The sequence below is a fragment of the Streptomyces sp. NPDC093097 genome (genome assembly GCF_044754325.1).
Classification (GTDB): Bacteria; Actinomycetota; Actinomycetes; order Streptomycetales; family Streptomycetaceae; genus Streptomyces.
In genome coordinates, this window is sequence record NZ_JBIVOW010000002.1 from 527,301 (window position 1) to 539,927 (window position 12,627).

At 70.5% G+C, this 12,627-nt stretch carries 14 protein-coding genes; 9 read left to right on the plus strand and 5 right to left on the minus strand.

The features are described 5' to 3' along the window. Positions 1-20: 20 nt before the first annotated feature. The 4 genes from ACIQE0_RS05305 to ACIQE0_RS05320 all read left to right on the plus strand — a co-directional run bounded on the left by ACIQE0_RS05305 (position 21) and on the right by ACIQE0_RS05320 (position 2,188). A complete protein-coding gene (locus tag ACIQE0_RS05305; RefSeq protein WP_402329194.1) occupies positions 21-461 on the plus strand; it encodes a DUF3592 domain-containing protein in 441 nt (146 codons plus the stop codon). A gap of 125 nt (positions 462-586) precedes the next feature. Then, positions 587-1,042 (plus strand): helix-turn-helix domain-containing protein, encoded by a 456-nt coding sequence (locus ACIQE0_RS05310; RefSeq protein ID WP_384100224.1) that lies wholly within the window; start codon positions 587-589, stop codon positions 1,040-1,042. A 32-nt stretch (positions 1,043-1,074) separates the two neighbouring features. Further along, positions 1,075-1,716: a hypothetical protein gene (locus tag ACIQE0_RS05315; protein ID WP_366332261.1), complete on the plus strand. Its 642-nt coding sequence runs from the start codon at positions 1,075-1,077 to the stop codon at positions 1,714-1,716. A 130-nt stretch (positions 1,717-1,846) separates the two neighbouring features. Continuing rightward, the gene (locus tag ACIQE0_RS05320; protein ID WP_366332260.1) at positions 1,847-2,188 is read left to right on the plus strand and encodes a DUF2516 family protein; all 342 of its coding nucleotides are present in this window, start codon (positions 1,847-1,849) and stop codon (positions 2,186-2,188) included. 36 nt (positions 2,189-2,224) lie between these two features. Here the strand turns inward: ACIQE0_RS05320 and ACIQE0_RS05325 are convergent, their stop codons facing one another. Together ACIQE0_RS05325 and ACIQE0_RS05330 are read right to left on the minus strand one after the other, a co-directional pair. Beyond that, the gene (locus ACIQE0_RS05325; RefSeq protein WP_402329197.1) at positions 2,225-3,778 is read right to left on the minus strand and encodes a SpoIIE family protein phosphatase; all 1,554 of its coding nucleotides are present in this window, start codon (positions 3,776-3,778) and stop codon (positions 2,225-2,227) included. 450 nt (positions 3,779-4,228) lie between these two features. Further along, on the minus strand, positions 4,229-5,359 hold the full coding sequence (locus tag ACIQE0_RS05330) for an NlpC/P60 family protein (protein WP_402329199.1): 1,131 nt from the start codon (positions 5,357-5,359) through the stop codon (positions 4,229-4,231). Positions 5,360-5,720: 361 nt separating this feature from the next. On the opposite strand from ACIQE0_RS05330, the gene pstS reads away from it, so the two are divergent. The 4 genes from pstS (at position 5,721) to pstB (ending at position 9,919) form a co-directional block, all read left to right on the plus strand. Then, complete coding sequence (pstS, locus tag ACIQE0_RS05335) at positions 5,721-6,845, plus strand: phosphate ABC transporter substrate-binding protein PstS (RefSeq protein ID WP_402329201.1); 1,125 nt, start codon at positions 5,721-5,723, stop codon at positions 6,843-6,845. A 96-nt stretch (positions 6,846-6,941) separates the two neighbouring features. After that, a complete protein-coding gene (gene pstC / locus ACIQE0_RS05340) occupies positions 6,942-7,931 on the plus strand; it encodes a phosphate ABC transporter permease subunit PstC (RefSeq protein WP_402329203.1) in 990 nt (329 codons plus the stop codon). Beyond that, complete coding sequence (pstA, locus tag ACIQE0_RS05345) at positions 7,928-9,007, plus strand: phosphate ABC transporter permease PstA (protein ID WP_366332255.1); 1,080 nt, start codon at positions 7,928-7,930, stop codon at positions 9,005-9,007. The genes pstC and pstA overlap by 4 nt, the downstream gene beginning before the upstream one ends. Positions 9,008-9,142: 135 nt before the next feature. After that, a complete protein-coding gene (gene pstB, locus ACIQE0_RS05350; RefSeq protein WP_366332254.1) occupies positions 9,143-9,919 on the plus strand; it encodes a phosphate ABC transporter ATP-binding protein PstB in 777 nt (258 codons plus the stop codon). A 126-nt stretch (positions 9,920-10,045) separates the two neighbouring features. Here the strand turns inward: pstB and ACIQE0_RS05355 are convergent, their stop codons facing one another. Together ACIQE0_RS05355 and ACIQE0_RS05360 are read right to left on the minus strand one after the other, a co-directional pair. After that, positions 10,046-11,044, minus strand: coding sequence for an inorganic phosphate transporter (locus tag ACIQE0_RS05355; RefSeq protein WP_366332253.1), 999 nt, complete (start codon positions 11,042-11,044; stop codon positions 10,046-10,048). Positions 11,045-11,054: 10 nt separating this feature from the next. Next, entirely contained in the window at positions 11,055-11,675 is a 621-nt protein-coding gene (locus tag ACIQE0_RS05360; protein ID WP_366332252.1) for a DUF47 family protein, read from the minus strand. 203 nt (positions 11,676-11,878) lie between these two features. On the opposite strand from ACIQE0_RS05360, the gene ACIQE0_RS05365 reads away from it, so the two are divergent. After that, positions 11,879-12,295 carry a metal-sensitive transcriptional regulator gene (locus ACIQE0_RS05365; RefSeq protein WP_366332251.1) on the plus strand — a complete coding sequence of 139 codons (417 nt, stop codon included), beginning with the start codon at positions 11,879-11,881 and terminating at the stop codon, positions 12,293-12,295. A 29-nt stretch (positions 12,296-12,324) separates the two neighbouring features. Here the strand turns inward: ACIQE0_RS05365 and ACIQE0_RS05370 are convergent, their stop codons facing one another. Continuing rightward, entirely contained in the window at positions 12,325-12,528 is a 204-nt protein-coding gene (locus ACIQE0_RS05370; RefSeq protein ID WP_366332250.1) for a hypothetical protein, read from the minus strand. Positions 12,529-12,627: the final 99 nt, after the last annotated feature.

Genomic DNA, 12,627 nt, shown 5'->3' on the forward strand with positions numbered 1-12,627 from the left:
AGAGTGCGCCCCGGTGGGCCGTGTTCGGGGCGATCGCACTCGGGGTGCTGCTCTCGGCCGTCGGGCTGATCGCGGCGGGAGTGTCGATCTCGTACCTGACCGGTGCGGAGCGCGCCCGGGGCACGGCCACGGGCCTGGAGTGGAGCGGTGGCGGCTCCATCGGGAGGCGGGGAAGCAGCAGCAGCCCCTCGGCCCACCCGGTGGTCGAGTTCACCACGGCGGACGGCACGTCGAGGACGTTCCGGGGTTCCGCGGGTTCCTCGCCTCCGGCGTACGAGGTGGGCGAGCGGGTCGAGGTGCTCTACCGCGCGGATTCCCCCGGGGACGCGCGGATCAACGGGTTCATCCAGATGTGGGTGCTACCGCTGGTCATGGGCGGGCTCGGGCTGGGGTTCACGGGGATCGGAACGGCCTTCGCGCTGGCGAAGCGGAGGCACGCCAGGGCCGCGCTTTCCCGGTAGCCGTCCGGGCGCGTGCCGGTTCGATCTGCCGCAACGCCCGGAAGCCGCCGCCGGGCCCGCACGCGATACGACACTCTTGCTAGCACTTGCTTGCAATAGTTAGCACTACCGTGCAGTATCGAGGCATGGCATCACTCAATGTCGGCAACCTCGGCGAGTTCCTGCGGGAGCAGCGGCGCACCGCGCAGCTGAGCCTGCGGCAGCTGGCGGATGCCGCGGGGGTGTCCAACCCGTACCTCAGCCAGATCGAGCGCGGTCTGCGCAAGCCGAGCGCGGAGATCCTCCAGCAGCTGGCCAAGGCGCTGCGGATATCCGCCGAGACGCTGTACGTCCAGGCCGGAATCCTGGACGAACGGCGCGCCCCGGACGGCACCGGGGTGCAGACCGCGATACTCACCGACCCGTCGCTGACCGAGCGTCAGAAGCAGGTCCTGCTCCAGATCTACGAGTCCTTCCGCAAGGAGAACGGGCTCGGCGGCAGCGACGCGACCGGCGGCACCGCGCAGCGGTCCGACGACGGGCCGAAGGACGGGGACCGCCCCCATGAGGCACAGGCCGACGGCGGCCCGCACGCCACCTGAGCAACCCCATCGTTTCCAGGAGGAACCACGTCATGGCCATCACCACCGATGACCTCCGCAAGGCCCTGACCGACGCCACCCCGCTGTACGCCCTGGCCGGCACCGCCGACCTGGCCGCCGAGAAGCTGGGCGAGGTGCCGCAGCTGGTCGAGAAGATCAAGTCCGAGGCGCCCAAGCGCTTCGAGTCGGTCCGCAGCACCGACCCCAAGGACCTCCAGGCCCTGGTCGCCAAGCAGGCCAAGGAGACCCAGGAGAAGCTCACCGAGCTGCTGGGCTCGCTGGACGGCGACCTGAAGAAGTTCCGCGACCAGGCACAGGAGCTGGCGCTGCGCGGCGTCGGCCGGGCCGCCGAGGTCGCCGTGCAGGCCCGCGAGACCTACGACGAGCTGGCCGAGCGCGGCCGCGGCGCGGTGCAGACCTGGCGCGGCGGCGCCGCCGAGCAGGTCGAGGAGCTGGCGGTGGCGATCGAGCCGGAGCCGGCGCCGAAGGACGGGGCGGGCAGCCGCCCGGGCTCCGGCCCCGCCAGGACCGTGCCGGCCAACGGGGCCCGCACCGGCGCGAAGGCCACCGCCTCGACCGAGCCCCGGACCGCCACGGCGAAGAAGCCGGCCGCGCAGCGCAAGCCGGCCGCGGGCCCGGCGAAGAAGAGCACCCCGCCGCCGTCCGCGAAGTGAGCCGCCGGTGAGCGGCGGCCTCCGGACAACGGGCCGGGCACTCCTCACGTGCCCGGCCCGTTGTCCGGGTACGGTGGGGCCGCAAGGGCCGCACGAACTGAGACGAAACGGCTGACGGGTGGTGGACGGCGTGCTGATCTACGGGTTCCAGAGCGTGCTGAGCTGGGTTCAGCTCGCGCTCGGCGTCTATGCCGCCGTGATGCTCATCGACGCGGCCACCCGCCGCGAGGACGCCTACCGCGCGGCGGACAAGAACAACAAGGCCATGTGGCTGCTCTTCCTCGGTGCCGCCACGGCGCTGCTGTTCCTGCTGCCGCTGCTGTCGTTCCTGCCGATCATCGGCGTGATCGCGGTGATCGTCTACACCGTCGACGTCCGGCCGGCGCTGCGCGCGGTGGGCGGCGGCGGCCGCGGTCCGCGCCGGGGCTCCAGCTCGGACGGACCCTACGGCCCGTACAACGGCGGCCGCTGAGCCCGGCCCGCCCCGACCTGGCCCCGGCCCCGCCGGCTACCGCCGGTCCAGCAGCAGTACCGCCACATCGTCCGTGAGCTCCCCGCCGTTGAGGGCGCGCACCTCGCGCACCGACGCCTCCAGCAGCTCCTCGCCCTGGAGGCCGCCGGCCATCTGACGGGTGACGAGCTCGGTCATGCCCTCCTGGCCCAGGCGCTGGGTGCCCTCGCCGATACGGCCCTCGATCAGACCGTCGGTGTACATCATCAGGCTCCAGGCGGCGCCCAGCTCGATCTGGCGGCGCTCCCAGCGGGCCTCCGGCAGCAGCCCGAGCGCCGGGCCGCCGAACTCGTACGGCAGCAGCTCCGGGCGCTGCCCGGCGCGGGCCAGCAGGGGCGCGGGGTGGCCGGCCAGGCACACTCCGGCCCGGTGGCCGTCCTCGGAGATGTCGACGGTGCACAGCGTCGCGAAGATCTCGTCGTCGGCGCGCTCGTTCTCCAGCACCTTCTGGAGCGTGGCCAGCAGCTCGTCGCCGTAGAGCCCGGCGAAGGTCAGGGCGCGCCAGGCGATGCGCAGTTCGACGCCGAGCGCGGCCTCGTCGGGGCCGTGGCCGCAGACGTCGCCGATCATCGCGTGCACGGTGCCGTCCGAGGTGCGGACGGTGTCGTAGAAGTCGCCGCCGAGCAGGGCGCGGCTGCGGCCGGGCCGGTAGCAGGCCGCGAAGCGCAGTTCCGAGCCGTCGAGCAGCGGCGTGGGCAGCAGGCCGCGCTCCAGGCGCGCGTTCTCCTGGGCGCGCAGCCGGGACTCGGTGAGCTGGCGCTGGGCGAAGTCGGCGCGCTTGCGCGCCACGGCGTAGCGCACCGCGCGGCTGAGCACCTTGCCGTCCAGCTCGTCGCGGAAGAGGTAGTCCTGGGCACCCACCCGCACCGCGTCGGCGGCCCGTTCGGCGTCCGTCTCGCAGGTCAGGACGAGCACCGCCTGCGCGGGCGCCATGCGCAGGACGGCCCTCAGCGCGGCCAGTTCGTCGCCGGTCCCGGCCTCCTCGCGGTCCTCGCGGCCGGCCGGTTCGGCCGGGGTGAGGTCGAGCAGGATGCAGTCCACGTCGTCGGTGAGCAGCCGCCCGGCCTCGGTGAGGTTGCGGGCGGTGCGCACCCGGACCTTGCGGCCGGCCCAGTCCCACATCTCCGGGACGTGGCTGTTCGGGTCCTCGCCGATGAGAAGCAGGGTGAGTCCCTGGGCGGGCGGCTGCGGCGCCGGCTCCACAAAGGCGGCGTGGTCGGCCGCGGGGTCCTGCGGTGTGGCGGACGCCACGGTGCCGTTCCCGCCGGCGGGCGCATGACCGGGCGACGGGCGGGCAGCAGTCCGTTCGGCCGGAAGTCGACGGTCCGCCGGCGGCCGCGGAAGCTCGGCCTCCGGAAGGTCCCGGGGCAGCGGAGCGGAAGTGGCGGGCGCGTGGGGCGCGCCCTGCGGCGCGCGGGAAGCCCCGTGGCAGCCCCCGTGCGCCGGCATGCCGGCGGCGGCCGCGCGGACGGTTTCCGCGCAGCCCGCGTCCACCGGTCCTGCCTGGTGCGGCAGCACGGCCGTCCGCCGGTGCGGTACGGGTACGGGCATCGGTCTGCTTCCTTCCCTCCCCCCGAGGGGTGCGGTGGCGTGCCGACCGGCACTCCACCGGGCCCGGCTCGACCTCGCTCGTCGGTCGGGTGAGCGGGCGCTACCGGGGATCGAATGGCGACCATAGCGTCCGGACCGCCGGGCGCGGAATGCCCTTTGGTGCGCGGCCTTCGTCATATGCCAGGGCTGATAAGCCATTTCACCTGCGGCGCCCGGAAGGGGAATGACGAACATCACCCCGATCGAGCGCATTCCGCTACCGGATCGCTACGGATGGACAGCTTTGTGCCGCCCGTGACCGATCCCGGAGGAATTTGCCCCATCCGGTCGCGCGGCGACCTCCGGTAACGCCGCCGATTCCGCCCGCACGACACGGAACGCGACGCGGAATGGGCGGCCGGCGAATGTCCAGAATCACTCCGTGCCGCCCTCGCACCCTTCCGTTGCGGGTCAGCCGGTGCGTTCTCCGTCCGGTCGGACGACCCCCAGGATCGGCATCGAGCCGGCGCCCGCGACGGTCACCTGCCGGCCCGGGCGCGGGGCGTGCACGATCGCACCGTCGCCGACGTACAGCCCGACGTGGCTGGCGTCCGAGAAATAGATGACGAGGTCGCCCGGGCGCATATCCTTGAGCGCCACCCGGGGCAGTTGCCGCCACTGCTCCTGCGAGGTGCGCGGAATGGTGCGGCCGGCGGCCTGCCAGGACCGCAGGGTGAGCCCCGAGCAGTCGAAGGTGTCCGGTCCCACCGCGCCCCAGACGTAATCCTTACCGATCTGCGAAGTGGCGTACGAAATCGCCTTCTTGCCCTGCTCGGAGGCTTTTCCGGTGATCTCTTTGAGCGCGCCGGAGTCGAGCCATTTCTGTTGGGCCAGCAGCGCCTGGTCGTCCTCCAGTTTCCGCAGTCGCGCCTTTTCCTTGGTGGCCAACCGGGATTCCAGTGTTTTCGCCGCGTCGATCTTGTCGTTGATCTCCTTGCGTGCGGCGTCCTTCTTCTTGCGGTTGGCCTCCAGTCGCTCCCAGCGGTGGCTGGCGTCGTCGGCGTAGCCCTCCAAGTCCGTTTTGAGATGCGTGAGTTGGCTGATCACGCCCTTGACGGCCTGCTGTCCTTTGCGGGTCAGATCGGCACCGGCGAGAAAGGCCCCCGGATCGGCGTTGAGCACCAGTTTCAGCTCGGGGGGAATTCCACCGGTGCGGTATTGGGCGCTGGCCAGCGCCCCGGCCTGCCGTTTGAGAACGGCCAGTCTGCGCTGTGCGGTGTCGATGGTGCGGGCCAATTCGACGATCTTCTTCTGCTGGAGCTGGACCTGCTCCTCGGCGGCGTTGTACTCCTCGGTGGCCCGCTCCGCCGTGCGGTAGAGCCCCTCGATCTCCTTGCGCACCTCGTCGAGGTGGCGCGCGTCGGCATCGGGGGCCGGCGTCGGCGCCGGCGTCCGCTGCGCCGCCGTCGCCGTCCCGCCGAGCAACCCCGTCGCGCAGAGCACCACCGCGGTGCAGAGCGCCGACCGGCCGCCCCGTACACCCCGTACGCCCCGCTCCCCCGACACGTCCCGAACGCCCTGCTGTGCCCCCTGGCTCCCCACCAGTCACCTCCGGTCGTTCCGCACCGATTCGGGTGCGTGCTTCGGCGCGGATGCTGCCATACCAGCCGGTAATCCAACAGAGCGACGACGCGCCTCGCGGTGGCCAGGGCCGGAATTCCACGCTCCGGGGCGCCGCCCCCGCCCGTGCGGACGCCCCCGAGGCGACCGCCGCGCCGGTCCGTGCCGCACGCAGCCGACGGCCGAGGTTCACCGTGCGTTCACTCCGGGCCGTCGGCTGCTTCATCTGATCTGCCTAATTTCAGCCGTACCGAGTGCGGCGGCACGCCACCGGCGACGCCGCCCACCACGCCCTCACCCGCACGCCGAGGAAACGGCGCGCACCAGGAAGGAACTCTCGACAGTGAAGCTTCAGCGCAAGAACCGGGTTCGCGCCCTCGCCGTTGGCGCTCTCGCCGTCTCCGGTGCCCTGGCCCTTTCCGCGTGCGGCTCCGACAACACCAGCGGGGGCCCCGGTGGCAGCAGTTCCGCCAAGGCCGCCAACATCAAGTGCGACGGCAAGGGCAAGCTGCTCGCCTCCGGCTCCTCGGCGCAGAAGAACGCCATGGACGTCTGGGTGCAGAACTACGCCGGCGCCTGCCAGGGCACCGAGATCAACTACCAGCCCACCGGCTCCGGCGCCGGTGTCACCACCTTCCTCCAGGGCCAGACCGCCTTCGCCGGCTCCGACTCCCCGCTCAAGCCCGAGGAGATCGCCAAGTCGAAGACCGTCTGCAAGGGCGGCGAGGCGATCGACCTGCCGATGGTCGGCGGCCCGGTCGCGGTCGGCTACAACGTCCCCGGTGTGGACGGTCTGGTCCTCGACGCGCCGACCCTGGCGAAGATCTTCGACTCGCAGATCACCAACTGGAACGACGAGGCGATCAAGAAGCTCAACCCGGGCGCCAAGCTCCCGGACCTCAAGATCCAGGCGTTCCACCGCTCCGACGACTCCGGCACCACCGACAACTTCACCAAGTACCTCAAGGCCGCCTCCGGTGGTGCCTGGAAGCACGAGCCGGCGAAGAAGTGGGAGGGCACCGGCGGCCAGGCGGCGTCCGGCTCGGCCGGCGTCTCCTCGCAGGTCAAGCAGACCAGCGGCGCGATCTCCTACTTCGAGCTGTCCTACGCCACCGCCGGCAAGATCCCGACGGTCAAGATCAGCACCGGCGCCACGGCCCCGGTCGAGGCCACCGTCGACAACGCCTCCAAGGCGATCGCCGAGGCCCAGCCGGCCGGCCAGGGCAACGACCTGGCGCTGAAGCTCAACTACACCACCAAGGCCGAGGGCGCCTACCCGATCACCCTGGTGACCAACGAGATCGTCTGCGACAAGGGCAACAAGGCCGACACCCTGCCGGCCACCAAGTCCTTCCTCACCTACGTCGCCAGCAAGGACGGCCAGGACGCCCTGAAGGCCCTCGGCTACGCCCCGCTCCCGACCGAGATCGCCGACAAGGTCCGCAAGACCGTCGCCACGCTCTCCTGACCCACCGGGCGGTGACCGGGCCGTGCAGCCCGGCCACCGCCCGTCCGGTGCACCGCCGCGCAGGAGCCCCGTGGGCTCCGCAGACCGGAGAAACCCATGGATTACTCGACACCCGACACCGTCACCCCACCGCCACCGCCCCCCAGCCCGGTCTCCGGCAGGGCGGTCCGCCCCGGTGACCGCATATTCCTCGGGCTCTCCCGGGGTTCCGGGATAGCCCTGCTGGTGATCATGGCCGCCATCGCGGCCTTCCTCACCTACCGCTCGGTCCTCGCCATATCCGGCGACAAGGCCAACTTCTTCACCACCTTCGACTGGAACGCCACCGGCACCGAGCCCAAGTTCGGCATCGCGGTGCTCGCCTTCGGCACCGTCGCCAGCTCGGTGATCGCGATGCTCATCGCGGTCCCGGTCGCGGTCGGCATCGCGCTGTTCATCTCGCACTACGCGCCGCGCAAGCTGGCCTCGCCGCTGGGCTACGTCATCGACCTGCTCGCCGCCGTCCCCAGCATCGTCTACGGCCTGTGGGGCGCGCTCTTCCTCGTCCCGCACCTGAGCGGCCTCTACGGCTGGCTGGACGACGTCCTCGGCTGGACCGGGATCTTCAGCTACAGCGACGGGGCCGCCCGCTCGCTGTTCACCGTCGGCATCCTGCTGGCGATCATGATCCTGCCGATCGTGACGAGCGTCAGCCGGGAGGTCTTCCTCCAGGTCCCGCGGATGCACGAGGAGGCCGCGCTGGCCCTCGGCGCCACCCGCTGGGAAGTCATCCGGATGTCGGTGCTCCCCTTCGGCCGCTCCGGCGTCATCAGCGCCTCCATGCTCGGCCTGGGCCGCGCGCTGGGCGAGACGATGGCGGTCGCCACGGTCCTCTCCCCCAGCTTCCTGATCAACGCCAGCCTGCTGGACCCGGGCGGCGGCACCTTCGCCCAGAACATCGCCAGCAAGTTCAGCGAGGCCGACACCTTCGGCCAGGACGCCCTGATCGCCTCCGGCCTCGTCCTCTTCGTGATCACCCTGCTCGTCAACGGCGCCGCCCGGCTGATCATCGCCCGCCGCAAGGAGTACTCGGGGGCCTCCTCATGACCGTCGCCACCAGCCACCGCCACCGCAAGGTCGCCGAGCCGCCCGCCCCGCTCGCCCTGAAGCAGTCCCGGCTCCCCCGCTGGACGCTGCCGGTCCTCGCCCTGGTCGCCGTCGCCGCCGGCTGCGGCATCGGCCTCGCCGCCGGCCTGGACTCCACGGTCCAGTGGGGCCTGATCGCCGCGCTGCTCTTCATCGTCGCGACGTTCGGGCTGACCACGGCCGTCGAGGGCATCCGCCAGGCCAAGGACCGGCTCGCCACCAGCATGGTGTGGACCGCCTTCCTGCTCGCCGTGGTGCCGCTGGCCTCGCTGCTGTGGGAGACCGCCGCCCGCGGCTCCAAGGTCCTGGACGGCTACTTCCTGTCGCACTCCATGGGCACGCTCCCCGACGCGATGCCCGGCGGCGGCGTCTACCACGCGATCATCGGCACCCTGGAGCAGGTGGGCCTGGCGGCCCTGATCGCCGCCCCGCTCGGCCTGCTGACCGCGATCTACCTCGTCGAGTACGGCCGCGGCGCGCTCGCGAAGGTCATCACCTTCTTCGTCGACGTGATGACCGGTATCCCCTCGATCGTCGCCGGCCTGTTCGTCCTCTCCGTGTGGATCCTGATCCTCGGCTTCGGCCCGTCCGGCTTCGCCGGCGCGATGGCGCTGGCGATCCTGATGATGCCGGTCGTGGTGCGCTCCACCGAGGAGATGCTCAAGCTCGTCCCGAACGAACTGCGCGAGGCGTCCCTGGCCCTCGGCGTCCCGAAGTGGCGCACCATCCTCAAGGTCGTCCTGCCCACCTCGATCGGCGGCATCACCACCGGCGTGATGCTGGCCGTCGCCCGGATCACCGGCGAGACCGCCCCGGTCCTGCTGCTGGTGTGGGGCGCCAAGACGATCAACAACAACCCCTTCGAAGGCGCCCAGCAGTCCCTGCCCCTCTACGTCTTCCAGCAGTGGCAGCAGGGCTCCGACGCCTCCTACGACCGGGCCTGGGCCGCGGCACTCGTGCTGATCGCCTTCGTCATGGTCCTGAACCTGGTGGCCCGCGGCATCGCCCGCTGGAAGGCCCCGCGGAGGACGAACTGAGCTGCAGCGGAGGCTGGGGGGCGCGCCCGAGGAACGAGGGCACGGCACCCGGCCGCAGCGGAAGCGAAGCGAAGTCCGACCATCCAGCGAGCCCGGCCGCTGACCGAGCCGCGGCAGAAAGAAGCAGTGATTGACATGGCCAAGCGAATAGACGTCAGCGGCCTGAACGCGTACTACGGCGCCCACAAGGCCATCGACGACATCTCCATGACCATCGAGCCGCGCTCGGTGACCGCCTTCATCGGCCCGTCCGGCTGCGGCAAGTCGACCTTCCTGCGCACCCTGAACCGGATGCACGAGGTCACCCCCGGCGGCCGCGTCGAGGGCAAGGTGATGCTGGACGACGAGAACCTCTACGGCCCGGGCGTCGACCCGGTGGCCGTCCGGCGCACGGTCGGCATGGTCTTCCAGCGCCCCAACCCGTTCCCCACGATGTCGATCTTCGACAACGTCGCGGCGGGCCTGCGGCTCAACGGCAGCCACAAGAAGAGCCAGCTCAAGGAGATCGTCGAGAAGTCCCTCAAGGGCGCCAACCTCTGGAACGAGGTCAAGGACCGGCTGCACAAGCCCGGCTCGGGCCTGTCCGGCGGTCAGCAGCAGCGGCTGTGCATCGCCCGCGCCATCGCGGTCGAGCCGCAGGTGCTGCTGATGGACGAGCCCTGCTCCGCGCTCGACCCGATCTCCACCCTCGCCATCGAGGACCTCATCGGGGAGCTCAAGGAGCGCTTCACGATCGTCATCGTCACGCACAACATGCAGCAGGCCGCGCGGGTCTCGGACCGCACGGCGTTCTTCAACCTGGCGGCCGTCGGCAAGCCCGGCAAGCTGATCGAGATCGACGAGACCGAGCGGATCTTCTCCAACCCGTCGGTCCAGGCCACCGAGGACTACATCTCCGGCCGCTTCGGCTAGGCGGCACGCTCCCGCCCGGCCGCCCCCGATGTCCCGCGGTGCTGCATGGCGGTGCCACCGCAGGACGAAGGGCCCGCCCCCGAGGAGGGGGCGGGCCCTTTCAACCGTCGTACCGGCTCCCGGCCGTCAGCCGAAGGCCAGCTTGATCAGCCAGAAGACCAGGCCGGCGACGACCGCGGCGGCCGGCATGGTGATGAACCAGCCCATCACGATGTTCTTGGCCACGCCCCAGCGCACCGCGCGCGGGCGCTTGGTCGAGCCGACGCCCATGATCGAGGCGGTGATGACGTGGGTGGTGGAGATCGGCGCGTGGAACATGAAGGACGCCAGGTACATCACCGAGGCGGAGGTGGTCTCCGCGGCGAAGCCCTGCGGCGGGTCCAGCTCGATGATCCGCCGGCCCAGCGTCCGCATGATGCGCCAGCCGCCCGCGTAGGTGCCGAGCGACATGGTGATCGCGCAGGCCAGCTTGACCCACAGCGGAATGGCGTCGTCGGCCTTCTCGACGTCGGCGATGACCAGGGCCATCACCACGACACCCATGGTCTTCTGGGCGTCCTGGAGACCGTGCCCGAGCGCCATGCCCGCCGCCGAGATGGTCTGCGCTATGCGGAAGCCCCGCTTCGCCTTGTGCGGGTTGGCCTTCCGGAACAGCCAGAGGATGACGACCATCACGAGATAGCCGAGCACCAGCCCGATGACGGGCGAGATGAACATCGGCAGGACGACCTTCTCGACCACCCCGGACCAGATCACCTGCGTCCCACCGGCGAGCGCGGCGCCGACCATGCCGCCGAACAGCGCGTGCGAGGAGGACGACGGGAGACCGAAGTACCAGGTGACGAGGTTCCAGACCACCGCGCCGAGCAGCGCGGCGAAGAGGATGCCCATCCCCTTGCCGCCGTGCGGAGTTGCGATCAGCCCCTCGCTGACCGTCTTGGCGACGCCGCTGCCGAGGAAGGCACCGGCGAGGTTCATCACGGCCGCCATCGCCAGCGCGGCCCGCGGGGTCAGCGCCCGGGTGGAGACCGAGGTCGCGATCGCGTTGGCCGAGTCGTGGAAGCCGTTGGTATAGGTGAAACCGAGCGCGACCGCAATGGTCACGATGAGCGCGAAGGTGTCCATGGCGTAAGGGTCAGGACTCCTTGACCGCGATGGTCTCGACCGTGTTGGCGACGTGCTCGAAAGCGTCCGCCGCCTCCTCCAGGATGTCCACGATCTGCTTGAGCTTGAGCACCTCGATGGCGTCGTACTTGCCGTTGAAGAGGTGGGCGAGCAGCTTGCGGTGGATCTGGTCGGCCTGGTTCTCCAGACGGTTGACCTCGATCCAGTACTCGGTGAGGTTGGCCATCGTGCGGAGGTTCGGCATCGCCTCGGCGGTCAGCTCGGCCGCCCGCGCCAGCACCTCGATCTGCTGCTCGATGCCCTTGGGGAGTTCCTCGATCTTGTAGAGGACGACCAGATCGACGGCCTCCTCCATGAAGTCCATGATGTCGTCGAGCGACGAGGCGAGGGTGTAGATGTCCTCGCGGTCGAAGGGCGTGATGAACGAGGAGTTCAGCTGGTGGAAGATCGCGTGCGTCGCGTCGTCCCCGGCGTGCTCGGCCGCCCGCATCCGTTCGGCGATCTCGGCCCGTGCGGAAGCGTCCGCCCCGAGCAGTTCCATCAGGAGTTTGGAGCCTGTGACGATGTTGTCCGCGGATGCCGCGAACATGTCGTAGAAGCTCGTCTCCCTGGGGGTCAGACGAAAGCGCACGTGAAATCCTCGGGGTACATCGGATTCGGTCGACTTGATGCTAGGCGCATCATCCAGCCACAGCTAACCCTGCTAACCGGCATTCCTTCAGTGTCGCCCATCGGGCAGCATGCTCTGCACGGGGTATCACACACGCCCGCAAACTTCGTTACCATATACCCGCCGGGGGTATACGGATCGCCTCAATACCACGGGAGATGGCCATGACGACCACGGAAGCGGACACCAGCGGCAGCACCGCAGCCGCCGCGGCCTGCCACGGCCCCCAGCCGAAATCCGCCCCCCATGACGGGCTCGGGGCTGTGACCGATACCGCTGCGGAAAATTCCGCGCCGGGCGGCCACGGCTACGCCAAGCAAAAGGACGCACACATCAAGCGACTGCGCCGGATCGAGGGTCAGATCCGCGGTCTCCAGCGCATGCTCGAAGAGGACGTCTACTGCATCGACATACTCACCCAGGTCTCGGCGAGCACGAAGGGCCTCCAGTCGTTCGGCCTCCAACTGCTGGAGGAGCACCTGCGGCACTGCGTCGCCGACGCCGCCGCCAAGGGCCCCGAGGCCATCGACGCCAAGGTCCAGGAGGCGACCAAGGCGATCGAGCGGATGCTGCGGAGCTGACGGAGGGGGCGAAGGCCGTCCCCGGCGGGTCAACGCGGGCCCGGCGCCTCCCGGTCGGCGCCGTCGCCCCGCGGGGCCCCGGCCACGTGCAGGAGTTCGTCGATCCGGTCGGTGCTCAGCCGGTCCTCGCTCGCGGCCGCGGCCGCGATCATCAGCTCGCCGGTGAGATCGATCTCGGCGAGGGCCACCTGATCATGAACGGTCGGATGGCGATGGGCGGGCACGTCCGACACCTCCTCCCTTTGAACGCCTTCCCACGCCGCGGTGGTTAACGCCAGAGTAGGGAGGGCCGCCCGCCCCGCACATGACACGGAAGGACCATTTCCGCCTCG